This is a genomic window from Paraglaciecola hydrolytica (assembly GCF_001565895.1).
In the GTDB taxonomy this organism is placed as follows: domain Bacteria; phylum Pseudomonadota; class Gammaproteobacteria; order Enterobacterales; family Alteromonadaceae; genus Paraglaciecola; species Paraglaciecola hydrolytica.
In genome coordinates this window covers 67,344-93,781 of record NZ_LSNE01000007.1, presented here as the reverse complement: position 1 = coordinate 93,781, position 26,438 = coordinate 67,344, and the positions used below count along the sequence as shown (strand labels likewise).

24 protein-coding genes are annotated in these 26,438 nt (G+C 43.4%); 16 read left to right on the top strand and 8 right to left on the bottom strand.

The features are described from left to right. Positions 1 to 228: 228 nt before the first annotated feature. Positions 229 to 1,602 (bottom strand): GntP family permease, encoded by a 1,374-nt coding sequence (locus AX660_RS14200; RefSeq protein WP_068378635.1) that lies wholly within the window; start codon positions 1,600 to 1,602, stop codon positions 229 to 231. Positions 1,603 to 1,754: 152 nt separating this feature from the next. Between AX660_RS14200 and AX660_RS14195 the strand changes: the two genes are divergently transcribed. Beyond that, complete coding sequence (locus AX660_RS14195) at positions 1,755 to 2,306, top strand: DUF6265 family protein (RefSeq protein WP_082768920.1); 552 nt, start codon at positions 1,755 to 1,757, stop codon at positions 2,304 to 2,306. A gap of 160 nt (positions 2,307 to 2,466) precedes the next feature. On the opposite strand, the gene AX660_RS14190 is transcribed toward AX660_RS14195, so the two are convergent. Continuing rightward, positions 2,467 to 3,462 carry a zinc transporter ZntB gene (locus AX660_RS14190; protein WP_068378105.1) on the bottom strand — a complete coding sequence of 332 codons (996 nt, stop codon included), beginning with the start codon at positions 3,460 to 3,462 and terminating at the stop codon, positions 2,467 to 2,469. A 182-nt stretch (positions 3,463 to 3,644) separates the two neighbouring features. On the opposite strand from AX660_RS14190, the gene AX660_RS14185 reads away from it, so the two are divergent. Together AX660_RS14185 and AX660_RS14180 are read left to right on the top strand one after the other, a co-directional pair. Next, positions 3,645 to 4,151, top strand: a complete 507-nt coding sequence (locus AX660_RS14185) for a hypothetical protein (protein ID WP_068378103.1) — start codon at positions 3,645 to 3,647, stop codon at positions 4,149 to 4,151. Between the two features lie 9 nt (positions 4,152 to 4,160). After that, positions 4,161 to 4,829: a YoaK family protein gene (locus tag AX660_RS14180; RefSeq protein WP_068378100.1), complete on the top strand. Its 669-nt coding sequence runs from the start codon at positions 4,161 to 4,163 to the stop codon at positions 4,827 to 4,829. Positions 4,830 to 4,962: 133 nt separating this feature from the next. Here AX660_RS14180 and AX660_RS14175 read toward each other — a convergent pair whose 3' ends face one another. Next, positions 4,963 to 5,799, bottom strand: a complete 837-nt coding sequence (locus tag AX660_RS14175) for a mechanosensitive ion channel family protein (RefSeq protein ID WP_068378098.1) — start codon at positions 5,797 to 5,799, stop codon at positions 4,963 to 4,965. A 174-nt stretch (positions 5,800 to 5,973) separates the two neighbouring features. Here AX660_RS14175 and AX660_RS14170 point away from each other — a divergent pair, with 174 nt between their 5' ends. The 7 genes from AX660_RS14170 (at position 5,974) to AX660_RS14140 (ending at position 12,354) form a co-directional block, all read left to right on the top strand. Continuing rightward, positions 5,974 to 6,693, top strand: coding sequence for a methylamine utilization protein (locus AX660_RS14170; RefSeq protein WP_106404089.1), 720 nt, complete (start codon positions 5,974 to 5,976; stop codon positions 6,691 to 6,693). Next, entirely contained in the window at positions 6,693 to 9,026 is a 2,334-nt protein-coding gene (locus tag AX660_RS14165; RefSeq protein WP_068378096.1) for a bifunctional diguanylate cyclase/phosphodiesterase, read from the top strand. Before AX660_RS14170 ends, AX660_RS14165 begins: the two co-directional genes overlap by 1 nt. Further along, positions 9,023 to 9,886, top strand: a complete 864-nt coding sequence (locus AX660_RS14160; protein ID WP_068378094.1) for a DUF3034 family protein — start codon at positions 9,023 to 9,025, stop codon at positions 9,884 to 9,886. Before AX660_RS14165 ends, AX660_RS14160 begins: the two co-directional genes overlap by 4 nt. A 4-nt stretch (positions 9,887 to 9,890) precedes the next feature. Beyond that, complete coding sequence (locus AX660_RS14155; protein ID WP_068378091.1) at positions 9,891 to 10,307, top strand: group I truncated hemoglobin; 417 nt, start codon at positions 9,891 to 9,893, stop codon at positions 10,305 to 10,307. Positions 10,308 to 10,492: 185 nt separating this feature from the next. Next, the gene (locus tag AX660_RS14150) at positions 10,493 to 11,134 is read left to right on the top strand and encodes an energy transducer TonB (protein WP_068378089.1); all 642 of its coding nucleotides are present in this window, start codon (positions 10,493 to 10,495) and stop codon (positions 11,132 to 11,134) included. Between the two features lie 58 nt (positions 11,135 to 11,192). After that, entirely contained in the window at positions 11,193 to 11,774 is a 582-nt protein-coding gene (locus tag AX660_RS14145; protein ID WP_407669395.1) for a sigma-70 family RNA polymerase sigma factor, read from the top strand. Further along, the gene (locus AX660_RS14140; RefSeq protein WP_068378087.1) at positions 11,767 to 12,354 is read left to right on the top strand and encodes a hypothetical protein; all 588 of its coding nucleotides are present in this window, start codon (positions 11,767 to 11,769) and stop codon (positions 12,352 to 12,354) included. The genes AX660_RS14145 and AX660_RS14140 overlap by 8 nt, the downstream gene beginning before the upstream one ends. A 162-nt stretch (positions 12,355 to 12,516) precedes the next feature. Here AX660_RS14140 and AX660_RS14135 read toward each other — a convergent pair whose 3' ends face one another. Further along, on the bottom strand, positions 12,517 to 14,679 hold the full coding sequence (locus AX660_RS14135; protein ID WP_131811805.1) for a hypothetical protein: 2,163 nt from the start codon (positions 14,677 to 14,679) through the stop codon (positions 12,517 to 12,519). Positions 14,680 to 14,959: 280 nt separating this feature from the next. On the opposite strand from AX660_RS14135, the gene AX660_RS14130 reads away from it, so the two are divergent. Beyond that, on the top strand, positions 14,960 to 17,245 hold the full coding sequence (locus AX660_RS14130) for a TIM-barrel domain-containing protein (protein WP_068378084.1): 2,286 nt from the start codon (positions 14,960 to 14,962) through the stop codon (positions 17,243 to 17,245). 130 nt (positions 17,246 to 17,375) lie between these two features. Here AX660_RS14130 and AX660_RS14125 read toward each other — a convergent pair whose 3' ends face one another. From AX660_RS14125 to AX660_RS14115, 3 genes are all read right to left on the bottom strand, one after another. Next, complete coding sequence (locus AX660_RS14125) at positions 17,376 to 17,903, bottom strand: NADPH-dependent FMN reductase (RefSeq protein WP_082768919.1); 528 nt, start codon at positions 17,901 to 17,903, stop codon at positions 17,376 to 17,378. 149 nt (positions 17,904 to 18,052) lie between these two features. Next, positions 18,053 to 18,274 carry a hypothetical protein gene (locus tag AX660_RS14120; RefSeq protein WP_068378083.1) on the bottom strand — a complete coding sequence of 74 codons (222 nt, stop codon included), beginning with the start codon at positions 18,272 to 18,274 and terminating at the stop codon, positions 18,053 to 18,055. A gap of 89 nt (positions 18,275 to 18,363) precedes the next feature. Further along, positions 18,364 to 18,678, bottom strand: coding sequence for a DUF2956 domain-containing protein (locus tag AX660_RS14115; RefSeq protein ID WP_068378081.1), 315 nt, complete (start codon positions 18,676 to 18,678; stop codon positions 18,364 to 18,366). A gap of 267 nt (positions 18,679 to 18,945) precedes the next feature. Here AX660_RS14115 and AX660_RS14110 point away from each other — a divergent pair, with 267 nt between their 5' ends. Together AX660_RS14110 and AX660_RS14105 are read left to right on the top strand one after the other, a co-directional pair. Continuing rightward, entirely contained in the window at positions 18,946 to 19,620 is a 675-nt protein-coding gene (locus AX660_RS14110; protein ID WP_068378079.1) for an HAD family hydrolase, read from the top strand. 13 nt (positions 19,621 to 19,633) lie between these two features. After that, positions 19,634 to 20,590 carry a sugar-binding transcriptional regulator gene (locus AX660_RS14105; protein WP_068378077.1) on the top strand — a complete coding sequence of 319 codons (957 nt, stop codon included), beginning with the start codon at positions 19,634 to 19,636 and terminating at the stop codon, positions 20,588 to 20,590. Positions 20,591 to 20,658: 68 nt separating this feature from the next. On the opposite strand, the gene AX660_RS14100 is transcribed toward AX660_RS14105, so the two are convergent. Then, positions 20,659 to 21,420: a hypothetical protein gene (locus tag AX660_RS14100; protein WP_068378075.1), complete on the bottom strand. Its 762-nt coding sequence runs from the start codon at positions 21,418 to 21,420 to the stop codon at positions 20,659 to 20,661. A gap of 714 nt (positions 21,421 to 22,134) precedes the next feature. Here AX660_RS14100 and AX660_RS14095 point away from each other — a divergent pair. From AX660_RS14095 to AX660_RS14085, 3 genes are read left to right on the top strand one after another with little or no spacing between them, the layout of a single operon-like run. Further along, positions 22,135 to 23,856, top strand: coding sequence for a purine-cytosine permease family protein (locus AX660_RS14095; protein ID WP_068378073.1), 1,722 nt, complete (start codon positions 22,135 to 22,137; stop codon positions 23,854 to 23,856). A gap of 13 nt (positions 23,857 to 23,869) precedes the next feature. Continuing rightward, entirely contained in the window at positions 23,870 to 25,369 is a 1,500-nt protein-coding gene (locus AX660_RS14090; RefSeq protein ID WP_068378072.1) for a mannitol dehydrogenase family protein, read from the top strand. Positions 25,370 to 25,393: 24 nt separating this feature from the next. Continuing rightward, positions 25,394 to 26,338, top strand: coding sequence for a PfkB family carbohydrate kinase (locus AX660_RS14085; protein ID WP_068378070.1), 945 nt, complete (start codon positions 25,394 to 25,396; stop codon positions 26,336 to 26,338). The last annotated feature ends 100 nt before the right edge of the window (positions 26,339 to 26,438 follow it).

The window sequence follows — 26,438 nt, the reverse complement described above, 5'->3', positions numbered from 1 at the left end:
TAGATGCTAGTAATTGTAGAGAGTAAAGGCAAAAGACAAGTCAAGACAAAACGATTCACCGAGAAAACCTTATGCTAAGCAAAAGCCAAAAAAATTTAACCAATTCCATTTTTATGGCCTCTGTGGTCAGAGGCTTTTGGCTTTGCTCTTAACTAGCCACTAGTATGTACTGCCTTCGGCTTTTACTAGTTTCTAGTGTCTATTTACTAGTCTCTAGTCTCTGCTTTATCAAAACAGCGCGCTAATGATGCAAGCTAATAAAAATGCAATGGTGCCCAATAAGGTTTCCATTACCGTCCAGGTTTTTAGCGTGGTTTTTTCGTCCATATTCAGTAAACGGCTGACCAACCAAAAGCCCGAGTCATTAAAATGAGATAACACCGTCGCGCCACCAGCAATAGCTATCACCACACAACATAAGTCGATGGCCGATAAACCAGTAGCAGTGGCGACCACTGGTGTTAACAACGCGGCAGTAGTAGTTAAGGCCACAGTGGCCGAACCTTGTGCAACGCGTAAACAAGCCGAAATAATAAAACCGGCCACTATGATGGGCATACCGGTATCAGCTAGCAAACCAGCCAAGGCATCACCTATACCACTAGCACGTAATACTCCGCCAAACATACCACCAGCACCTGTTACCAAGATAACCCCACAGATAGGCGCTAAGGAATCACCACACCAGGCTTCGATTTTAGCCATGCTGTAACGACGACTGAACAACACTATGCTCAGTAACAAGGTAAGCAACAGAGCCACTGGGGTTTTGCCCAATAAACGTAAGGTATCGATAAACAAGTTGTCAGCCTGAATAAGCCCTGCGGTTAACAAGGTATTCAAACCGGTATCCATAAAAATCAGTAAAACTGGCAACAACAAAATACTTAAGACACTGATAAAACTGGGTTTTTCAGCGACTTCCTGATCGGGCTCGGCAGAAAATAACAATGAATTTAAGGGGATATGAAAACGTCGGCTGGCATAACGACTATACACATAAGCCCCTAAATACCAGGTAGGTATAGCGATCAGCAACCCGATCAACAATAACAAACCCATATCCGCACCTAAAAAGTCGGCAGCAGCCACTGGGCCAGGATGGGGTGGCACAAAGGCATGCATTACCGCAAAAGCCCCAGCGGCAGGCAAAGCATAAGCCAATACCGAACCACCAAAACGTTTGGCCACACTGAAAATGATGGGCATCATGACGATCAAGCCAGCATCAAAAAAGATCGGAAAACCAAAACACAAAGAAGCAATGCCCAAAGCTAAGGGCGCTCTTTTTTCACCAAAATAGCTCACTAAGCGCTCAGCTAATACCTGAGCCCCACCGGAGACTTCAAGTAGTTTACCAATCATCGCACCCAAGCCGACCAACAAAGCCACTGAAGCCAAGGTTCCGCCAAAGCTGCCCAGTAGCGTTGGTACTACCTGAGTCACCGATATTCCCGCAGCCAACGCGGTGACTAAACTCACCAAACACAGGGCCACAAAAGCGTGTATACGCAGCTTGATGATCAACCAAAGTAGTAACAGTACAGCCGCCAAAGCCACTGATAATAACCACGGGGCGGATGATATAAACGAGGATTCCATGCTCAACCTTATAGGTAAATGATTGGTTTTTAACAGAATATCGGCACAAGCCGTGATTAACAATCTATTAACCTGTTTAATTAATAGTTTTTAAAATGCAAATAACGAATAATCGGTCATAAGCCGAGCACTTCAATTCAAGCGAGCAGCAGATGTTAAACAACAAACAATTACGTCTTTTTATCAGTTTAAGCACATTGTTTTTGTGCTCACTTACAGCATCACTCCATGGTGTAGCCAATCCAGAAAAACAGCAGTTTCCCAATACACTAACTCTGCAAGCACACATGACGCCGCCCACAGCAACGATCGCCGATGTCAGTTGGATGGCCGGATATTGGCAAGGTGAGAAATGGGGCGGCCAGACCGAAGAAATCTGGTCAGCTCCGTTAGCAGGTAGCATGATGGCCTCGTTTAAATTCGCGAACAATCAGCAAGTCAAATTTTACGAATTGCTCACCCTGTTTGAACAAGATGGCAGTTTGGTACTGCGCCTTAAACACTTTTCAGCCGATCTGACAGGCTGGGAGGAAAAAGACCAATTTATGGAGTTTAAACTGGTTAAGTTAGGCGACAACGAGGTGTTTTTCGAAGGTTACACCTATCGTTTAGTCAGTCCAGATGAGCTACATGTTTTTGTGGTGATCGACGATAAAGGCACAAAAACCGAAACGAAGTTTGTGTTTAAACGTAAAACTAATTAGCTTCTTGCCGTTCACCACATTTTTTTAAACACTGATTTATCCGTGTCCTCAGTGGTAAATAGCTTTAGCTTTAGCTGTGGCTGTGGCTGTGGCTTTTAACTATTTACTAGAATCTAGTATCTATCTACTGCATCTATTATCTATCTACTGCTTTTTCTCATCACATCCACTTTTTCCACAGCATATAACCCGTAATTCCAAGGGCAATGACTCCCATACCGATGGCCAGCATCGTAAAAGCATCGGGATTTTCCAGGCCCGGTAAGCCCCCTACATTCATGCCAAACACGCCAGTTAAAAATGACAGGGGTAAAAAGATGGCGGTCACTAACGATAGTACATACATACGCATGCCTTGTTGTTCGGCTATACGGTTACGTAATTCATCTTGCAGCACCATGGCGCGCTCTTTGGCCAGATCAAGATCCTCCACATAACGAGTGATGCGGTCGTAATCCATCCGAATATCATGGATATGTTCGTCGCTCATATATTTATTGGCGCGGATAATGGCTTCAAGCGCATCACGTTGTGGTGCCAGATAGCGCCTTAGGGCAGCTGCTTGACGTCGCGCCTGCATTAAACGCCCACGAGATTCATGCTGAGGTACATCTTGAGATTCAAACTCTGTCAATTCGTCATCCAGTTCATCAACGGTTTCACTGATACGGTCGGTAATACAATTAACGATGTTAACCACTAGATCCATTGGGCTGGCTGGACACTCGCCATTGTCGAGACGTTCTTTTACATCTAGTACCGACAATAAACGCCTATCTTTGCGGCGTAAGGAAATAAGCTGTTTTTCCCGTACCCATACACGTAGCGACACCATATCTTCAGGGTCAGCTTCAGGATTTCGATTAATACCACGCAAATAAATCAGCATACCATCAGCGTAATCTTGGGCCTTGGGTCGGGTTTCTAAGGCACATAATGACTCAATACGAGCGGGAGCAAGACCGAGTTTTTCCAAGGTCAGGGGCGTATCTAGCTCGTCGCTTTGCATATGCACCCAAGTATAACCGCTGCCTTGATAGGCTTTTACTTCTTCGAAGCTACAAAGTTGCGCACTTTGATTTGCTTCAATGATGTAACACCACAGCAAACCATCACGATCCGCACGTGAAAAATTTTCTAAGGGTTTATCTGACATTCCAATTCCTCAATTTCAACGCTGGGCCAATAGCCAATATTCATTTAATGACATCAACTAAAACTAATGTGTATCAGCCAATAAGTCGCTAAGATGATGTTTAGTCGATAAAAGTATTAAAAGTTATTTGTCGCCAACAAGCACTAACTAATTAAGCTTGAGACCAGAATTAAGGATGTGTAATGAAAATCTATCTAGCTGTATTACTTTATGCCCTACTACTGGGCTCCAATGCCATAGCCGAGCAATACACGATCACGGCGGCAGAAATGACCCGCAGTTTACAAACACGTTTTCCGGTTATCCGCAGTTATGAGGGTGTTGAAGCGGTATTTTCTGAGCCCAAGGTGGTTATTCAATATCTAGACAATGAAATGGAAATCGAAGTTAAAATTAAAGTCACTTATCAAGAGCAAAATTTATACGCAGAAGGCTTAATTATAGATACCGCGAGTATCCAGACGGTGAATAACACTCTGCGTTTTGATCGCCCTAAACTTGATGAATTTTTTATCAGCCAAGACAATATGCAGGATTCTAGTGAAGCCGTAAAAGTCATCAAACAAACCATAGGTCAAACCTTACCGCCCATCATACTGCTTGATCTAGAAAGCATTGAGCTCAACATGGTGGGCAACGAACCCGCCAAGTTCAGTCTCTCAGTGCAAGGATTAGTGCTGGAATATTAGGAAGCGAAAGTGATAAAAAGATTGCCACGCTGGGTTGAATTTGGTGCTTTTATTCTTGCCTTTAGCGCCGGATGTATTAATGCTATTGGTTTATCAGGTCTAACACATCAAGCTATCTCCCACCTTTCTGGTACTGCAACTTTAGCAGGCAGCGCCTTAGCCAATATCGACTATGCAACCTTATTTCATCTGCTTGTCATCTTACTGAGCTTTTTATTAGGTGCAGCACTGTCTGGTTTACTTTTATCAGGGCGATCGGTCAAGTCAGGACGTCAATATGACTCTTTATTGCTCATCGAAGGGATCTTGTTAATTTTAGCCATGTTGTTAATGCACAAGGGCTCTATTTATGGCCATTTTTTGGCATCATGTGCTTGCGGAATACAAAATGCCTTAGCCACAACATATAGCGGGGCTATTGTCAGAACGACCCATGTCACGGGAATTTTTACTGACCTAGGTATTATGCTCGGCGCAAAATTACGCGGCGAAAGTTTTGATAAGCGCAAAGGCATTCTGTTTGTCTTGATTATTCTGGGTTTTATTACTGGTGGAACATTGGGCACTATATTGTTTAGTCACTTTGCTTTTCGCGCCCTAGTCGCCCCAGCAATTATTTGTTTTGTATTAGCACTGTCATACCGGATTTTTGTGAAAAATGAACCGGTGATTACTTGAGACCCTTTACTATCCCTTATCATTGGAATTGCACAGTTGCGGCAAAGGAGTTTAGCCGTGCCAAGGGCAACGCGCTTGTCTATAGTGGTGAGTGCAGCCAACAAACCTGCAGTCGCAAGGATGGAAGCTATAACTAAGGTGCATCGCTGGCTATTTTATGCAGCTCGGCAAACCACAAATTCATAAAGTCTGTTGTTAAAGCTTGCTCAAGCTCTGCCGCTCGATTGGTGGGGCAAAACAGTGTGAATGATACAACAGTGTCACCTACATTGGTGGTAGAAACCCTAATTTCAGGCTCAGGGCCGGCAATTTTAACGTCCAAACGTCTTTCTATCATGTGGTTATAACGGGTGCCTACATCAACAAAGTCACTGCAATACTCTTGCGCTTTTGCCAATAATTGCGGCATAAACACATAGGGATTCACACTTTGATTACGCGATATAGAAAACTGATGAGAGGCATAACGTTTGAGAAAATTGTAATTTTTAATCGGAATAGCAAAAAATTTGTTATTAGGGATAAACAAGGTTTTTCCAGTGTATTGGTAAGCTTTATGATCCACCTCTAACAAAGTAGTTTTGATCCAATCGGTTTCGGTTACCTCGCCAATATGGCTTTCAACCTCTATCCAATCTCCAATACGAAAAGGTCGGGTAGACATTAAATAGAAAAAGCCAATCACACACTGAATAAGCTCTCGTGTTGCAATCACAATAGCCACAGCAAAGGCCGCTATAGATAAGGCAAAATTTTGGATCTCGGGGGCCCAGATAGCTAATAACGAAACTATAAGTGCAAAATTAATAAAATTCTTAACGTTATTAATCAGATCACGTTTGTCATCACCTTGGCTTTTAGCTCGGCGACGACACCATTTAACCAGCATAAACTTTAAGCTTAAAGCTGAGGACGGAATAACAAAAGTGAGGAAAAACTTATTAGTGAGAATGCTGAAAATCAAATCCACTGTGACGCCTTTTTAGATCAATATTAATCAATTTTTTTATAGTTAACTGTATACTCGCCTACCCCAGCGCAAGTCAAACAGTGATATTGTATATCTGCGATCCTATCATGTAAGATGTTCCGTTGAAGGGTAAATCATGCCCTCATGAGTGATAAAATATAAGGCGTTTATATCTTGAATTTAGATAACACAGTTTTATTAGCAGCATGGCAAAACGTCTTAAGCAACAAGCTCTTTAGCACTGCTAAAAAATTACTTTTTTGCGGTTTATTATTAACCCTTGGTTATCCACTCCAGGCTAAAACCCTCAAACTGATTGATCAAAATAACCAACCCATAATGGATGCCGTTATCGCTATTCCACAAATAGCCTCAGCAGATAAGGCTAACAAAGAAATTGCGGTAATGGATCAGATCAACAAACAGTTTTTACCGCGTGTACTCACCATCACTGCAGGGCAGTTAGTTGCGTTTCCTAATAGTGATGATATTCGTCATCATGTTTACAGTTTTTCAGCCACCAAACCCTTTGAAATTAAATTGTTCAAAGGTGTCGTTAACGCACCGCTGATGTTCGATAAACCGGGCATAGTGGTCTTAGGTTGTAATATTCACGATCAGATGGTGGGTTATATATATGTTGCCCAAGACGAAAAAACCTTTATTTCTGACGCCCAGGGTGAGGTGCAACTACCCGACTCAGCCAGCCTAGTAAATGTTTGGCATGCTAATTTATCCACGCAAAATACCAAACGTGAAAGTGTTGATATAAGCTCATTGCCAGCCTCTGCCGAGGGTGGATTTATCCAGTTGAATTTAAACTTAGTGGGGCAAACAGCAGTGACTGACGAAGCCCCCAAAACCACCTCTAAATTCAAATCTAAGTTTAATTGATGGCAGCGACCTCACTTAATAAAAGCATTTTTAGGCTAGTTGTAGGCACGGTACTGTTTACCACAGTCGGTGTACTCATCAGCATGTGGGTCACCACTTCCGGCCACGCGCAAAAACAATTAAATCGTAACCTCACCATTGCCCAAGGCGTGTTACAGCAAGTACTCGCCAGCCGCGAGCAACAGCTCTATAACAGTGCCGATGTACTGACCTCAGATTTTGGTTTTAAACAGGCAGTTGCCACCCAAGACGAAGGCACTATTCGCAGTGTATTGCTCAACCATGGCAATCGCATTAATGCCGACTTAATGGCGCTGATATCCCTTGATGGCCTGCTTACCTCTAGTACCTCTGCAGCGTTGCCAATTGGCAGCCCTTTTCCTTATGCTGACTTTGTCCAAGAGACCATCAACGAAGGCGGCAGTACCACACTGATGTTATTTGATGACAAACTCTATCAAGTCATTATGCTCACTGTGGATGCGCCACGCCCCATCGCACTGACCTTAGTGGGTTTTGAGCTAGAAAAAGAGCTACTGACTCAGCTTAAAAATATCACTCAGTTAGATTTATCGTTGCAGGTCAGACACAACGATAGCCTGATTTTTTCTGCCAGTACCTTAGCACTAGGCACTCAACTTAATGTTATCGAGGATGAAAAACGCTCCTTTAGCTGGTGGGATACGGCCATATTAAAAAAACATGCTTATATCTCTAAACAGTTCCAGTTAGCTGAATTACAAGATCAAAGTGTTTGGGTTGTACTGTCGGAAAATGCCGAGCATATTTTTTCAGAATTTAACCAACTGCAAATCACCATTACCTTGGTTGCTTTGTTATCCATCCTGATAACTCTGCTATTTGGTGCCATGTTTGCCCGTAACTTGGCTACTCCGCTCAAAAAACTGGCCGAGGTAGCGCATCGTATTTCCCATGGGAATTACCAACAAACCTTACACACCAATAGCGAAGATTTAAGCGAAGTACAGGATCTCTCCAGCGCCTTTTCACTGATGCAAGACAACATCCGCGCCCGTGAGTCTAAAATCATTTTCCAAGCCAATCATGATTTACTGACACGCATCAATAACCGCTACCACATCGAAAAAGTCATTGATGATAAGTTACAGCTAGGAGAATCGTTCCAGGCCATTGGTATCAATATTTTTGGTTTTCGCGGCATTAATGACATCTTTGGTTATCATAGCGGCGATATCTGTTTGAAAGTATTAGCGTCAAGAGTCTCGGCGTTAGGTGGCTTGGCCGCCCGTTTAACCGGTGGAGAGTTACTGTGGATCCCAGATGTAGTGCAAAGTAATGAGCAACTACTCAAGTTAAAACTCGCATTAGAACACCCCATAGAAGAAACCGGCGTTATCATTAACTTAAAAGTGGCTATTGGCATAATTGATTGCCCGGCCGATGCGCAAACGGCGCAAATTTTGTTTAAACGTATGAATATCGTTTTAGACGAAGCGCAAATTACCCGCCAACTACTCTTGAGTTTTGATCCTGAAATTGAACAACGTTATCTGCGCAGATTGTCGATTATTATTGAGCTAAAACAAGCCTTAGCCGGTAATCAACAAGAACTAAGCCTAGCCTATCAACCCAAGCTCAACATTAGTGCCAATAAAATAATGAGTGTTGAAGCCCTCATTCGCTGGAATAGCGTAAAACTGGGGTTTGTATCACCAGAAGATTTTATTCGCATTGCTGAACAGGCCGGTTTTATCGAGAATGTCACCAACTGGGTGATTAACCGCGCCATGGACGACGGCCAGCTATTGCTCGATGCTGGTATAGATGTATGCATAGCGATTAATTTATCCGCCCATGATGTAATGAATCCCGAACTGTTGCCCATGGTGGTCAGCCAGCTTGCAGAGCGTAATTTACCACGCAGTCTCTTATCTTTTGAGATCACTGAAAGCGACGTAGTAAAAGATCCAGATAAAGCCATCAAACATCTCACCGCCTTTAAAGATTATGGTTTTACCCTAGCAATTGATGATTTTGGCACGGGTTATTCGTCGATGGCCTACTTAAAAAATCTGCCCGTAGACACCTTAAAGGTCGATAAAAGTTTTGTACTCAAATTAAATACCCAAGTGGGTGATCAAAATATCGTGCAAACCGTATTAAAGTTAGCCAAAAGCTTTGGCATGGATGTAGTAGCAGAAGGTGTCGAGAACCAAGAAACACTGGCGATGTTACAGCGCTGGGATTGCGAATACGCGCAAGGTTATCACATCTGCAAACCCATCCCAGTTGCTGCGCTTATAGAGTGGTATCGAAGCCATATAAATCAAAACTGGTTGGAGAATACATGAAAATACCAAAGTATCCGGCACTAGCATTATTACAAGCTGGCCTGACTATAGTTACTTTGCATACTCCAGTGGCACTGGCCGCAGACGGCAAATTGATAGCGACCGCAGGTCTAAGTCAAATTGAAGGTAGTGGCGGCGGTGGCATAGTTCCTTGGGCTACCATATCGGGTTACGACAGTCGCGATCAGATATCCGCAGGTGCTGTGGTCACTCAAGTTGATGTCGATGATTATCGCCTGACTATGTTAGGTGCCAGCTTATCCTTTTATGACAGTCTGGAAGTTAGCGTGGCCCAACAACGTTTTGAAATAAAAGGCGCGGGTATCGACATCAAACAAAATATTGTGGGTTTAAAATACCGACTCTATGGCGACGTGGTGTATTCAGACTGGCCCCAACTCAGTGTCGGCATGCAGTACAAACACTTGGAAGATGGCGATATTGCCGCCGCAGTGGGGGCAGACAACAACAGCAGCGGCACCGATTTTTATCTGGCCGCTACCAAAGTACATTTAGGCGCGATTGCTGGTTACAACGCCGTTTGGAACCTGACAGCACGAGCCACCAAAGCCAATGAAATGGGTATATTAGGTTTCGGTGGGATAAAAAATGACGACTACGAAATCATGTTTGAAGCCTCGGCCGGCATACTGTTTTCACGCAATATTGCGGTGGGCATCGAATATCGCCAAAAACCGGATAATTTAGGTTTAGGTGAAGATAACTGGACCGATTATTTTATCTCTTATATTCCCAGTAAAGACTTTAACCTGACTCTCGCGTGGGCAGAGCTTGGCACTATCGCGGGCGCCGCAGGGCAATCAGGTTTGTATCTCTCATTAAACGGACAATTGTGGTAAGACTATGAAAAAATTCGCTACCTTATGTTTCATCTTCAGCCTACTGACTGGCTGTGCCAGCACTCAAATGAGTTTATATGACGAACTGGGTGGCAAAGACACTGTCGCACAGATAGTTGATAATTTTATTCATGAAATTGAATACAACAAAACCATGTTTACTTATTTTGCCGAATCAGACATCGAACGTTTCCGTGAAAAACTCAATGAACACCTGTGTTTGTTAGCTAATGGCCCCTGCACCTATACTGGCGATACCATGGAGCAAGTGCATGCAGGCATGAATATCAGCGAAAGTGACTTTAACCTTGGCGTCGATTTGTTTATCGCCGCCATGACCAAGGCCAATGTGCCTCATACCGTGCAAAACAAACTGCTGGCGAAAATGGTCCCCACCCGCAAAGAAATCATTTATTTGTAGAGCAGTGGCTAGCCGCTAGAAACTAGTGACTAGTTAAAAGCCAAAGTTTTTTCTAGTATCTAGCCGCTATTTACTAGCCTCTGCGGTTACTAGAATCTATTTACTAGCTTCTAGTCACTGTTTTTATTTTTTAACCCCTTTTTCATTTTTGGTCCGTTACTCCTGTAAACCACCGGAGAAATACCATGAATGCAACACTAGAACTGCACTACCCTAAACCTTCTTTATTTAAGTTAACTGCTGCGATAGTAATGGCCAGCGCCATCACTTTTGCCTTGTTTGTGATGATGCAAAAGCTCATCGCATTTGATGGCGAAGATCTGACCCAGCCACGCCTGTCACCCATTATTGAACTGACTTCCGATTTTAAAGAAAATCCATTAATCGAAAGACCACGTCCTAAACCTATGCCAGAACCTTTACCTCATCCTGAAAAAACCCTCAGGATTATTGAGCAAACACCCGACGACAAAACCCTTTTTGTGAACTATACACCCGACCTCAAAATTCAAGACCCAGGCCTGCCCAACAATACCCTGTTGGCATTAGATGACAGTCAAGCCATACCGGTAGTACGCATGGAGCCTAAGTACCCTATCGATGCAGCGCGGGCTGGTATAGAAGGTTGGGTTAAACTGCTGTTTTCCATTGATATTTTAGGGCAGGTGCAGGATATCCAAGTAATTGAAGCTCAACCTGCTCGCATATTTGATCGCGAAGCTAAAAGAGCTTTAGCCAAGTGGAAATATAAACCTCAGGTTGTTGCGGGAGTGCCACAAGCTCAGCAAGGACTAATGGTGCAACTGGATTTTAAACTGGATCAATAAGCTGTTGTTAATCTTACAATTACAGGCAGAATAATCATGTTAAGGAGTTGCAGTGAGTATTAGCTTGTCATTAAAAACGTGGATATTTAGACACAGCTCTACCGGTTGGAGTAACGAAGCATTAATGCTGAGCTACGCCAAGACAGGTGAGCAGGTGTTACTGAGTAAACTATATGACGCTTGTGGCAATGACCTCTATCACTTTTTATTAACCTTGTCTGACGCCACATTGGCTAAAGATATCAGTCAACTCACTTGGCTTAAGGTCATCGAAAAAAAACATCTCTATCGTGACTCAGGTTTGTTTAAAGCCTGGTTATTTACCTTAGCCCGCAACCTGTTGATCGATGAATACCGGCGCAATCAAAGATTAGTTGAAGAGGTAGATTTTGATACTTTTGTCGCCCCTGAGCCTTTGCTAAACAAGAGCCAAGACCACTTGCAATGTTTTAATCAGGCACTGGACAACTTGCCTTTTGTGCAACGAGAGGCATTTTGTCTGCAGCAGGAAATGTTTAGTCTGGAAGATATCGCAACGATTACTCATAACAATATTGAAACGATCAAAAGTCGCCTACGTTATGCAAAAGAGCACTTACGTGCACAATTACAAGGCCTCGCCGAGGAACAAGATGTCTAAGCCCAATAAACCCAATGACGACGCCCTACTAGACTTATATCGTCAACGTAAAAACCAGCACAGCGCACCAGCCAGTATTAAACGAGCGGTACTCGCTGCGCACCAATCCATGTTCAACCATCGACAAATCTGGCAACGCATTGGCCACGTAGCAGTAGCTGCAAGTACTCTATTACTGTGCACCTTGGTATTTTGGCATTACAAGCTATGGCAAACAGATGAGCCACAGCTCAGCGCCACACAATATACCACTGTCGAATTACATTCATTGGCTGCCGAGCAACAATCTACGGCAATCACCGAACGTTATGCCAAACACTACCAAGACTATTTATCCCAACAACAAGTCTTAGCTTTACACCACACCAAACAAGCTGTGTTACGTCAAACAGAAGGTGATTGGCAAATTCAAACTTGTGATCAACAGATAGTGCAGGTATCGCAAGAACTGATTACTGCCCTGCGCAATTTACATCAAATTGACGGTAATCTAAAAAATGGAGACAGTGTTGAACTATTGTTTGATAAAAACGGCATTATTCTGGGTATTAATCAGAGCCAAACCTATATGCATTGTTAGTTCAAAAAGTTGATTAACAGTGTGACTAATGAGCAAAGCTTAACTAACTTTTATCTTTGTTTTCCTAAGCTGTGTCTGGGGTTAAATCGAATTTTGTTTTGGCTTGTAGCTAGCAACTATTCACTAGATTCTATTTACTGTACTTGCTTCATTGCTAAAAGTTCATTGAGGCAAAAATCCCTCAGCCTTAACTTGCCACTCTGTATTAGCCGGAAAGCCTAATGTTGCAAGATTGACATTAGTCGTAGCCATTCTCGCCACGGCGGCCAGCAATGCGCCATTAGCGGGTAAATAGACAGGTAAACCCACCTTAAACTGCGGACAGTGCCCATTTGTTAAATAGTGGTTGTTGTGAGCATCCATCAACAAAGCATCAATAGCGATTTGGGGGCGATTGAGCATATTGGCTGTCATCGCGATCATCGGATAATCCCAACCCCAGATACGTTCGGCAAAATCCCAAGTATTCATCACCGCATCTAGTGTATTAAGCATAGTTTGTCGATCAACACGTTGTTCTTGTAACAAGCCCCACGGAGCTAACATGGCGGGGTGATCATTACGACTTTCAATATTATCAAAAGTATCAGGGATGGTTTCAATGGCCACATACTTGCCGTCTTTTTGCGGCAGCTCAGCCAGTTGGTCAATTTGTTGTTGCCACAAAGGATGGGGGGCTTGCCCCAAACGTTGCCGCCAGATTTGGGCCGTTTGTAAGGCGGTGCGCCAGTAAGCTAATTCAAACGACGGATTTTTAGACTCAGTTACTGCATAGTGCTCTTGGGCAATCCAAATTGGCGGCAACAAAGAGTAACGCTGTTGGTCTTCTTCCCACACTAACATTGACGACAAAGCCTGAGCCGTTTCATCAACCAGTTGAGCGTATTTGGCCAGAGTTTGCGGCTCGGGTTTACTTTGATAAACCAACTCAGCCAAGTCTATAGGTTGAGGCTGATTCCAGATTATCAGCGGATTACCGCCTGGGCTTTCACGCCCATCCGGGCCAAGCATTTTTGACCAGCGCGCACCTTGTAGTCCTCTCTGTTTGGCCGTATCTCTGGCCACATCGAGATGGCTAACATACCAGTCGAGCAGGGTTTCTGTGTATTGACTACGTCCCCACAATGCCCAGTGAGCACTATGCCACCAGCTCATTTCGCTATGAAATTTACCGTACCATGAGCTACTAGTAAGCCCAGTTTCTTGGGCGGGGATTGCCGCACGTTCTTGCACCGCCATTAAATACTGGCTAAGGATAATACGTCGTTCAAGTTCATGTGCCTGAACACTAGTGCTGCCGCTAAAATCAATAGCGGCTCCACTTTGCCAGAAATCCTGCCAGCCTTTTTGAGCAGACTCGCTGATTTGCGCAAACGTGTTCTGCTCAACTAAATCTCTATCTGACGGGTTGAACTGCACACTCAGACTAAAAGCCTGAGTGTCTGTTTCACTATTTGCTATTTTTAAGCTGTATTGGTGAGCTTGATCTTGCATGAGCGAAGCTTGCCCTTGCCAACTTAGTTTAAGCCAATGTTGGGCATCATCGACCTGGCGCAATAACACTGCGGAATGCTGGTCTTGGTATTGAATTGTTGTGACATGTGCACTGTCCTCATTCCACAGTAAATCCGGAGTATTTTTTACGTTAAGATCATAACCACGAGGAAAGGCCAGTTTGATACTCAACTGACCTTGAGCCACCAGCCTAGAGTTAATAGTAAAAGCTACACTATCGGTTTTAGCATCAGCTATGGTCATCACATCAACCTTATTCCCCTCAAGTTGATAGTGGCTGTTTAATTGACCATTCCACAAATCTAAACGTTGCTCAATCGCACTAAGTTGTTCTATTTGCAGCGGTTTACCCTGATATTGCAAGGCGATACGGGCTAATGGCAAATCGTGAGGATTTTGTCGTAACCATTGCCCTGCCGCGGTATCTGCATTGGTTGGAAAATCAGCGTCGCGACCATAAGCTTGATAGTGTTGATTAGCATCATCGAGTTGATAATTATTTGGATTAACACGGCTATGCCAAGCCCAACGAGCTTTTGTTTCAAGAGGAATGCCCTGAGTAAAATAATCAGCCGCCAGACTTTGCAAACCAGTAATATCCGCCGTAAAGGCAAACTGGCCATTACCAACTGTAAAAGGCGAGCTGTAATCAAGGTGGGTTAACTGTGGATTGTGCCGACTAACCAGTGCCTGACGGTCTATTTTATGACTAGTATACCGCCCCTCATCACTGCTATTTTTGCTACAAGCGCTCAAAGCCATCACCAAAGTAAACAACATTATTATGCTAATTTTTGAAAAATCAGGCATGCCGATCCTTATAAATTTTTCGAGTAAAAAGGAGCATCACAAATACATCTCCTTAACTAAGGATGAGATTGATGAATCAAGAGTAACCCAATACTAAGCCCATTCAATTCCCCTCTTTAAATTGGTTAACGCTAAACGTATTTCCATAACATGAATACAACAGTCACTCACTTTACAAGCTAAAATACCGGTGGCACTGTAACTAACAGATTAAATGTGTAGATGCCGTTGCATGCATCTATCCCTACCCTCACGTAGCCATCTTTGAATAGGAAAACCGATGCAAAATTTAATGAAACGTTATATCACCTTGTTGGTATTGCTGGTACCGGCTTACTTTTTTGGCAATATCGCGCTGGCAAAAACAGCTGAATTAGTGCAACACAACCAAAACTTAAAAATTGATAACCGTGACGGCAAACTCATACTGGATGTCACACAAGGCAAAACCAGTAAGTTACTGCTTGAAAAAATTCTGTTTAATTACCAAGAGGCTAAACGCTGGGAAATAACTGCCAGCAATGCTGATGTGCTTGAGCTAAGGGGCTACTTTGCGCCCAGTGTCGAGTTTTACCGCACGGTTTATGACAATGAAGAACGCATTGTCAATCTAACAATTAGCAAGGTTGCAGGCGGTTTTCGTTTACATGCAGCGCCAAAGTGGGGCAGACAAGCCACTCTTGAACTAAAAGATTTGAACGACCATATTTTTGGTTTAACCGAAGGTTTGCAGCCCGATAACCGCCTGTCACCAGATTTACGCAATAGCGTTATTCAGGTCGATGTAAACGCAGAAGAAGCCTCTATGCATGAAAACTTTGCCTCGGCCCATTCCGCCTTTTATATGAGCAGCTTAGGTTATGGAGCATTTTTTGACACTTTCGCCAGAGGCACTTATAGCATTGCTATCAATGGCATACATCGCATCCAACATGACACAGGTGAGCTTGACTGGTATGTGTTTTTTGGTGATAACGGCGCGCAAATCCATCAGGCTTATTTTGATTTAATTGGTTCCCCAAAAAAAGTACCAGCCTGGGGTTTAGGGCCAATTGGCTGGCGCGACCAAAATGATGGTGGTGCCGCCGAAATTCTCGATGACATCGAAAAACTAACTCAGTTACAAATGCCCTTTACCTCGTGGTTTGTTGACAGGCCTTACAGCGATGGCACCCATGGTTGGTCAGAGATGAATTTCAGCCCAATTTTTGCTGATCCCGCTAAGTGGATAACTAAAATTCGTGATGACTATGGCCTAGAGTTTATGACCTGGACCACCCCTGCATTTTTTGGTGCCACTCCTTTTGCTAAACATTTGTTGGGCAACTTCAGCTATATGGATTTAAGTGATCAAACCAGCGTAGAAGCCTACAAACAAACCATTATCGACAAGCAACTGCAATACGGTGTTAAAGGTCATAAAATCGATCGTGCCGACGAAGGCTTTCCCGTTTATGAAAAATGGCAGGATGAAAGTGTACTTCCGGCTTTTCGCCGTAATCAATATGCTTATCTAATGGCCAAAGTGCATGACGAAGCTTTGCGTAGTAGATGGGGAGACGATCAAATTACCTTTGTGCGTTCAGCTATTCATCGCAGCCAGCCATATGTGAGTGCAATTTGGGCGGGCGACCCACGTACTTCATGGGAAGGTTTACAAGCCAATTTTGCCAATGCAGCACGCAGTGCCTTTATGGGCTTTCCGGTGTGGGGCACAGATGTAGGCGGTTATCAGGGTGAAGGTTATATTCCCGAAGACTTGTATTTGCGCTGGATGCAGGCTGGCAGCATGACAGGTCTGTTTGAAATCAAACTAGATGGTGCTGGCGGCGAAGGTAAAGACCGCATGCCCTGGCAATACAGCGAGGCCGTGCAACAACAGTTTCGCGCGATACTGGATGATCGCATGCTGCTTGTACCCTATTTATATTCACTGGCTAATACCAGTAACAAACAAGGCACTATGATGCAGCCCTTGGCTTATCGCCACTTGGATGACAGCGCTACCTATGCTATTTGGGATCAATTTTACGTGGGTGATGCCATTTTAGTCGCGCCGGTATTTACACCGAGCGAGCAACGAAATGTATATTTGCCCCAAGGTCAATGGCGTGACTTTGACGATGCCAGCGTGCGTTATAAGGGGGGTAAAACCATCAACATAAATGCACCACTGACTAAATTGCCGCGTTTTGTTAAAGCCAATAGTTTGTTTGTTACAGGTAATCTGCATGCTGGTAATAGCAAATTATGGCAAAAACAGCCTCAACAACTGACTATTCACGCCTTTCCCGGCGATAAAAATACCAGCAATGAATTTAGCTATGTGGACATGCTGGATAAGGATCAAATCAAAACGCTAGGTTTAAAACATCAAGGCAAAAAGGTGCTAATTAACAGCCCAGCTCTTAGCTATGCACGTCGTTTTGAAGTGATATTGGAAAAGCACCCCAAAGAGGTATTGCTTAACGGCAACAAGGTAGAATTTAGTTACGATGCCAAACTCAAAACCTTAAACCTGACTACTCAATACCAACAGGATATTGAACTAATGATCGAATTGTAAATATCTTCGTTAGTTGGGTAACAGCGATGGTTAAAAATGCCTAAGTTAATGTTAAACAACTAGTTTGCAGTAACATTAAAAAGCTATTTACCTGACAGAGTTTTTTTACTGTTATTTCTCCCTTAGCGCTTTACAGGCTTATTTTTTGACAAAACTCATTAAGCGCTGTTTGCAGAGCATGGGATATTTCAGCGTTTACAATAATGCCATTTTTATCTAGCCCACTGCCTAGCAGTGGCACAGATACACAGGCACTTTCAATGATGTCGCCTGACATAGTGATAAGTACTTCTCGCAAAGATTCTTGAGCATGTGAGGCTCGTGGTGAGGTATTGATCAACATGATGGGTTTATGGGGAAACTCATCACCCGACACTAACCAATCGAGTGCGTTTTTCATGGGGCCGCTTATGCCGTGGGCATATTCGGGGCTGGCGATGATAAGCCCGGAAGCTTGTGCCAAAATCGATTTTAATGTTTCCAGCGCGGGGATAACTTCACTTTCACGGTCCGGGTTAAACAGCGGTAAATCTGCGATGTTGCCCATGACAATTTCAATATGTGCTGGCGCGATTATTTTTAAAGCCTCAAGCACCGCACTATTGTATGAGGCCTGTCTTAAACTACCGGACAAGGCTAATAATTTTATGTGTTTCATTTGTATTTATTCACTCTTGGCTCACAAACTCCTGGATTAACCACAAGTGTGACGCTTGTACTTGGGGGAATGACTGATAAAAATCATATTGTTTGACCGTTAAAGTGCAACTGCTATTAATATTTTATCGCTTATAAGTAAGCACTGAATTATTGATTGAGGGGGCTAAACCACAGGCGTTTATCGTTGAGGGGTGTTTGTTCACTCATAAAGTTATTTTGTAGATAGAACACTTTCCTTTGCGCAAAATTAGCTTTAGCTAATACATTGGCAAAAATCTTATGAAATATGAGATCAAAAGAGCCATCATCAATAGCTCGGTTTAAACCTAGATTTATGGCAGCATGTAAGGCCGTATTATTTTTATTCACAAAGAAGTAAGTAGCTAAGGGGTATGACAGAGCCAAATGGGACTATGACCTAGATATAAAACGCACATATTGTCCTAGGTTCAAACAACCTACCAAGCAATATAAGCAATAAAACCTATCCAACTAAGAGCCAACAAAATCCAGGGCAGGTAATTTATAGGCGTGTCTGCCAATTCTTCTTCGACAACTTCGCTATTGTCATTTTGACGCTGTTTGAGCGTTTGTTTACGCTGTTTATCGATAGCCCGTAGTTTTATATTGTGCTGTTTTTTATATTCGGCAACGCCCTTTTGTATACCCAGAGCAATCAGCTTGGTTTGCTCTTTGGTCTGCCCTTCTTTTTGCCTACCTTTAGCTATTTTTAGGGCTTGTGCTTCAACTTCTGGAGATACTTTATGTTTCATTGTGTCATTTTGCTGAGTCAAACTGCGTCGGATATTAGCAGTTTATCACTGTGTGGTCATATCCTATTGCATGGAAAACACTCAAGCGATTTGTTTGATTAGATAGAAGTGTTTACAATCAATATCAATTACATAGCCGCTTTGGTTATGCCCCCGCTCAATGCAAAAAGTAGCAGTTGAAAGCAAACTGAGTACAGTCAACAAACCTACAGTTTCAAGAATGAAGGGTATAAAATTGGGGATGGCAATTACGCGGTAATATAAAATATGACAGCTTACGAATTAATTATTTTCGACTGTGATGGGGTGCTCATCGACAGTGAAGGTATTAGCAAAAAAACACTCATGGCGCAGTTGCGAGAATTAGGCATCACTATTGATGATGCTTATTTTATTAAAAATTGTCTTGGCCGTAGTTTTGCTCATGTAAAACAAAGCTTACTGGCAGATTTTAAGGTGCTGTTGCCTGACGATTTTGAACAGACTCACCAGACTGCTTTAGTGAAAGACTTTGAACGTGAGCTGGTTGTTACCCCAGATATTAAGTGGTTATTGGGCGAGCTAACGATTAATTTTTGTTTGGCCACTAGCAGTAGTCGGCCTCGTACCTTAAATGCCTTGCGGATCACCGGCTTAAATGAATATTTTAGCGACAATATATTTACTACCTCCGAAGTGGCTAATGGTAAACCGGCTCCTGATTTGTTTTTACATGCAGCTAAAAGCATGGGCGTAGCAGCGGAAAAATGTTTGGTTTTTGAAGATTCGTTATCAGGCATTCAAGCAGCAAAATCAGCGGGCATGACCGTTTGTCGGTATATTGGCGGTAGTCATTTACTTAGCGCAGAGGCCAATTTAATGGCAGAACAGTCAGACTATTTAGCCTTTAGACACTGGCGTGATTTGTCCAAACTGGTACCATCTCTTATATCTAATAAGTAGGAATTGAAGAGCAATGTCTAAGCTTTCAAAGGCTGAATCACGACGTCTAGATGAGGCCGCCAGAGCAGGGTGGTTGTATTATGTGGCGGGTAAAACCCAAGACGAAATTGCCAAAATATTGGCTACCTCGCGGCAAACAGCTCAACGCCTAGTGGCATTATCGGTCAGTTCTGGTTTAGTAAAAGTAAGGCTGGATCATCCCATTGCCAACTGCATGACCTTGAGTCAAAAATTGCAAAATAGATTTAACTTACTGTCATGTGAAGTAGTACCAGGTTTGTCCGATAGTCCCACCTCAACTTTTGGTTTAGGCCAAGCGGGTGCGGCAGAAATAGAACGCCATCTGACAAGCGATACACCCAAAGTGATCGCCATGGGCACAGGGCGCATTATGCGTGCCTGCGTTGACGAGCTTTCTTCCTTATCCTGTCCTCAACATCGCATTGTATCCTTATTGGGTAACATGGCCTCAGATGGCTCTGCGTCACAATATGATGTGGTGGTGCATATGGCAGAGCGTATTCAAGCCAGTCATTATCCCATGCCCTTGCCGGTTATTGCTCGGCGCGCCGATGAAAGAGCGGCCTGGCATCAACAACCTCATATTAGTAGTGTGTTTAATCAGGCCAAACAAGCCGATGTTACCTTTGTGGGCATAGGTAACTTGGGTGAAAAGTCGCCACTGCACATTGATGGTTTTATTACTAAAAAAGAGCTGCAAGAGCTAAGCGATCTTGGGGCGGTAGGTGAAGTCATTAGTTGGATCTTTAATAAAGACGGTAATTTGATTAATTGTGATATTAATCAACGTGTGGCTAGCGTGCCTTTAGTGATGTCTTCCAGCAAACCGGTCATTGGTATTGCCGCGGGTGAAGACAAGGTTATTGCTATTTTAGGCGCCTTACGCTCTAAATTGATTAACTCACTGATCACTAATGAATATACGGCTCAGCGTTTGTTAGATACCTAATAGTTGATGCATGAAAAAAGCCCCCACTTGTTTGCGCAACTGAGGCTTATTCAGCACGAAAGTAGCCGCTAAAAAAAGCTAAAGGCCACTTGTAAAGCGCCATTTTGTAACGCTGGATTCCACATGGCGGTGGCCGATACGGGCAAGTTATAGTCAAGAATTTGCAGGTTTTTGGTATAGCTAAAACCTAGATTAACGATATTAGCGCTGTCGTCGTAAAAGTTTTTATCACCTGTCGGAGAAAATGCTCCGCCAACAAATACCGTAACGGTTTCGCCGTCTTTACCCTGCCATACAGGCAAGTTAGCTTCAATGTAGTTGGTATAGGCACGTTCACGTCTGCCCGTATATTCATCTTCGAATTTATCGACACCTTGCACTATGACTGAATAATACAAAGACAGTGGCATATCGCCCGCAAAGGTATATCCCAGCCCAATGTCAGTAAAGTTACCGGTTTTAGTGGGATCACTAGAGTAGTTAAATATGTCTACATCGTCGATTGAGGAGTGATTACCGTGATTGACGATCTCCACAAATAGCTGCTCAGAAAATTGATGGGATGCAAAATAGGTAAACTCTTGGTATTCACCATCAAAGCTAGCACCAGCCCATAAACCAAATTTAGTGTTGCCACTTGCTGTGATGTAGGTCAGTTCACCCGCCGTCATAATTGAGGGAGTGACTATAAAACCATGCCACAAGTGATTGGTTTTTATTTGAAAGCTTAAATCAACATTACCACTTTGCTCAGCGTTTACGTGCATAGTTGTACAAGCCATCACTAAAAGCGCGCTCATTGTGATGTTTTTGGTCGTCGTTTTTAACATATTTTCATCCTGTGGTCATTTGCCCATATACTGGGCATATGACCAAATAAGTTTAACCTCGTCAACTCTTTTTGCTTACTTTCTGTTCACAAAAACCCAGGGTTTTTATCTTTTGTCTTTTAATTCATATGTTTGTGAAATGTTACAAAGCCAATAATTATTGTTTGCTGACGTTGCAGTTAAAAGATCGAATTAGGCAGGATGAAAAGATAGTTTTGCTTTAAAACTACGACTAAAAACACCCCAAGAGTAATTATTAATCAAGTGATATGTCACTGTAATTAATGGTTGTGTTCTCGATTGAAAAGCCGTTAAACCCATTGATATCAGAGCTTGTACGTTGTTTTGTTTTATTTAACTCATTTTGCTGCAGATGGTATTACTTAAAGATTAAGCAATGACACAAAGCGTTTGATTAACATTGTTATATTTGTTTTACAGTTGTTATTAAGCATGCTTGAAGACAACAACGAACAGATGATTTAAGAAAATAATTTTAACAAATCATTGACAGTTACCTCTATTGTTTGGGAATATGCCCAGTATGATGTCAATTGCCCAGTTATGGTGCTTGGTATTCTACATCGCGAAACAAGAGTCTTAATGTTGGGTCGTCACTTAAGGTGACTAGCGGCCAATTTTTGTTTGAGACATGTCGCGACCTTAGTTGGGATTGAAATGGCCCAAAGTAAATCAACAAGGTTGGAAACAACGATGAAAGCAGATACTCAAGGTGTAAACCTAGATAATGTATGTGAAGAACAGCTCCCTATACCTAAACATAAGTTAAAGGGCTGGACCCACTTTTTAGGTTTGTATGCGGGTGAGCACGTGGCCGCTACCGAGTTTGTTATCGGTGCCACCTTTGTCGCTTTAGGCGCCACCATGACAGACATACTCTTGGGTTTGTTGATTGGTAATATTCTTGCGGTACTGAGTTGGACCTTGATCACCACGCCAATCGCCATTGAAACTCGCTTAAGCCTGTATACCTATCTACAAAAAATTGCCGGTGGCTCCATGACCACTTTGTATAACTGGGTTAATGTTATTATTTTCACGGTTATCTCGGCGGCTATGATTACCGTGTCGGCCACTGCCGTGCGCTTTGCCTTTGGCATACCCGCCCAACTTAACTGGTATCCCACTAATCTGTGGTTTGTTATGGTGGTGGTTTCTGTCGGCATCATAGTGGTATTGGTTGCTATGTATGGTTTTACTGCCGTTTCTAACTTTTCCCGTATCTGTGCGCCTTGGTTATTTGTGATGTTTATCAGTGGGCCACTGGTACTAATGCCGGCCTTGGCCGATCATGTTATTGGTGCTACTACCTTAAGCAGCTGGGCCGACTTTATGCACATTGGCAGTATGTCGGTGTGGACTGGTCTTGATTCCGACGGTAAGCCGGGTATTGGTTTACTTGAAGTGATAGGTTTTGCGTGGGCGGCCAATACCATTACCCATGTTGGCTTAATTGATATGGCCTTGTTGCGTTATGCTAAAAGCCGTACTTATGGTTTATGTACCTCGTCAGGCATGATGTTTGGTCATTATATCGCGTGGATTTCTGCCGGTATTATGGGTGCAGGCACAGCGGTTATCGTACAAAAATCCATTATTGAATTAGACCCAGGTGATGTGGCCTTTCAAGCTTTAGGTTTATCAGGCCTAGTGATAGTTATTGTGGCGGGTTGGACCACGGCTAATGCTAATTTATACCGTGCAGGTCTTGCGGCTCAAGCCATCTTTAAAAACCATTCACGTAACCGTTCTACTCTGGTTGTGGGTATAGTGGCGGTGTGTATCGCTTGTTTCCCCTTTGTATTCAATCAAATGTTACCCCTATTAACTTATGCCGGTTTATTGGTAGTGCCGGTGGGCGCCATTGTTTTTACTGAGCATTTTATCTTTCCCCGGATAGGTTTTACCCGTTATTGGGCGATGTTTCGTAACCTTACCCATAGCACACCTGCAGTGGCGTCGTGGTCCTTAGGTTTGGTCTTTGGCTTTGGCCTTAACGCCTTAGATGTGATGTCGTTTTATTACTTGTTTATCCCTACTTGGTTTTTTACCTCTGTGCTTTACATCGTATTGGCTAAGTACCATGGCGCCGCGCAAAAATACCCCCAAGAGCAAGCCAAATTAGACGCCTATGATAAGCAGGTAGAGGTGTATCAAGCCAAGCAAACTAAGTTAGCTCCAGACTATGTGCACGACTACAGTGTTGTGACTAAGGTTCTGCGTTTTATCTCTGTGTCGAGCTTGGTTATCACTTTGGGCTTAGCCCTTAACACTATGTTTATGAGTGTGGGCATACCTGCTTACGAAAGTAATAGAGAACTATTTTTTAATATCGGATTTGTTTGCACCATTATTTATTTTGCCTCTGCTTATTGGGTAATGCAGCGCAGTAAACAAGTTATCGTATCAGCGTAGAGGACGATTTATTATGCAAACCCCAGCAATCAAACTTAACAATTCGGCACTTAATCAACTGCCAGCAACTGTACTGGTGCCTAACTATGATCGTTCTAAAGTCACTCAAGGCATAGTACATGTGGGCGTGGGCGGCTTTCATCGCTCCCATGAAGCTTATTATACTGACGCCTATATGAGTGAAACGGGTGATCTCAGTTGGGGTATTTGTGGTGTTGGGCTGCGCGAAGCAGACCGTAAAATGCAAACCCTGCTGGCAGCACAAGATTATCTTTATACGCTGATTGTGCGCCATCCCGATGGCAATATCGAAAATCGTGTGATTGGCAGTCTCAGTGATTTTTTACTGGGCTGTGACGACCCAACAGCAGTCATCAACAAGATGGCCAGTAGCGAAACAAAAATCGTCTCGCTGACCATCACCGAAGGGGGCTATAACTTTAATCCTGCCAGCGGCGAGTTTGATTTTACTAATCCTGATGTCATTCATGACTTGGCTAATCCGCAAAGCCCGCGTTTGGTGTTTGGTTACTTGCTTGCAGCATTGCAGCTACGTCGCAAAAATGGTTTAGCTCCCTTTACCATTCAGTCTTGCGACAACGTGCAGCACAATGGTGATGTGGCCAAAAAGATGTTGATTGCTTATGCCAGCAAGGTGGATGGCGAATTAGCCCAGTGGATTGAATCGGAAGTGGCGTTTCCTAACGCCATGGTGGATCGCATTACGCCGGCTACTACTGCAGCGGACATTGCATATTTACAAAAAAATATCGGTATTAATGATCAATGGCCAGTAACCTGTGAGCCTTTTCATCAGTGGATCATCGAAGACAAATTTACCTTAGCTCGGCCACAATGGGAGCAAGTGGGTGCCCAGTTTGTTGACGATGTCACGCCTTACGAGAACATGAAAATCCGCCTCCTAAATGCCGGCCATTCGGTGCTCGGCATACTAGGCTCTTTGCATGGTTTTGCTACCATTGATGAAAGTGTGCAAGACCCCTTGTTCGCCAAATTCTTACGCCACTTTATGGACACAGAAGTCACCCCAATCTTGCCTGCTGTGGCGGGAATAAACTTGGATGAGTATAAAGATACCTTGTTAGCCCGTTTCGCCAATCCCAATATTAAAGATGGCTTAGCCAGAATTTGTTCGGAGAATGCGGCTAAACTCAGTACTTTTTTATTGCCCACTATGGTGGATAACCTGTCTAATAAAGGACAAATCCAATGTGCGACTTTAGTGCTCGCCGCATGGTGTTATTACAGCGATAAACAAGTAGACCAACAAGGTAAGGCGCTGAATATCACCGACGCCATGGCTGTTGAAGTACATAAAGCGGCCAGCCAAACAAACCAGCGTTCACTGGCCTTGCTCGAAATAAGCTCAATTTTTGCTAGCCTTACCTGCCATAAAGAATTTGTGACGGCTTATAAAAAACAGGTTATGGCTTTGTATGCTAAGCCCGATGTGAAACAACACATGCAGTCTATTTTAAGCAGCGTCGCCTAAACGCTAAACAAATCAGGAGTCACAATGACTAGACCAAAAGTAGCCGTTTTTGGTGAAGCTATAATTGATATGATCGAACAACAAGATGGTTCTTACTTATCGTTCATTGGTGGTTCGCCGTTTAATGTCGCCAGAAGTTTTGTCAAACAGGGCCTTGATTGCACCTATTTATCACCAATTTCCACTGATTTGATGGGTGAAAAAATCTATGCAGCGGTAGTGGACGAAGACATTAAAGTCCCTGCTAACAATCGCTCGGATAAAAACACCTCGCTGGCCTTGGTGTATAAAGACGCTGAGGGCAAACCCAGTTATCGCTTGTATCGTAAGTCGGTGGCGGACTTGGATATTTCAGCCGATGCACTATTAGCCATGTTACCCGATGATATTGAGTTATTTCATACCGGCTCTTTGGCCTTAGTACCTGAAATGTTAGATGTGCTGATCCCTGTGGTAAAAAAACTCAAAGCCAAAGGGGTAAAAATCAGCATAGATGTCAACGTGCGCAAAGGAGTTGAAACCAGCCATCAACAATATGTGGCGGCCATCTGGCGCTTTGTTGAGTTTGCCGACATTGTAAAAGTCAGTGATGAAGACTTAGCCCTTAAAGGTTTGTACGGCGAGCCAGAATTTCATGCCAAGGCCATGTTAGCAAGAATGGAAAATGGCATGGTGGTGCTGACTCTGGGCGAAGGGGGCTCACATTTGATCACCAGCGAACATAATCTCAAACAAAGTGTGCATAAAGCCGAAATCTTTGGCGATACCGTTGGGGCAGGGGATACCTATTTTTCTGCCTTGATCGCCAGATTACTAAAAGACCATGCTTTATCACCAGAAGCAGCGCCGGCAAAACTCAGCGACGCCCTACGTTTTGGTGCTATCGCCGCCAGCTTAAATGTGGCCACTGTGGGTTGTAATCCACCAACTTTTGCTGAAGTGCAAAAAGTCATGGAGGCTTTGGTTTGATTCAGCCATCTATTGGTTTGAGCTTATAGCCTGTTTGCTGAAGAGTGGCTGTGCGGACAAATACAAAATTAACTACTGTCAGATTAGATTTAGTAACCTG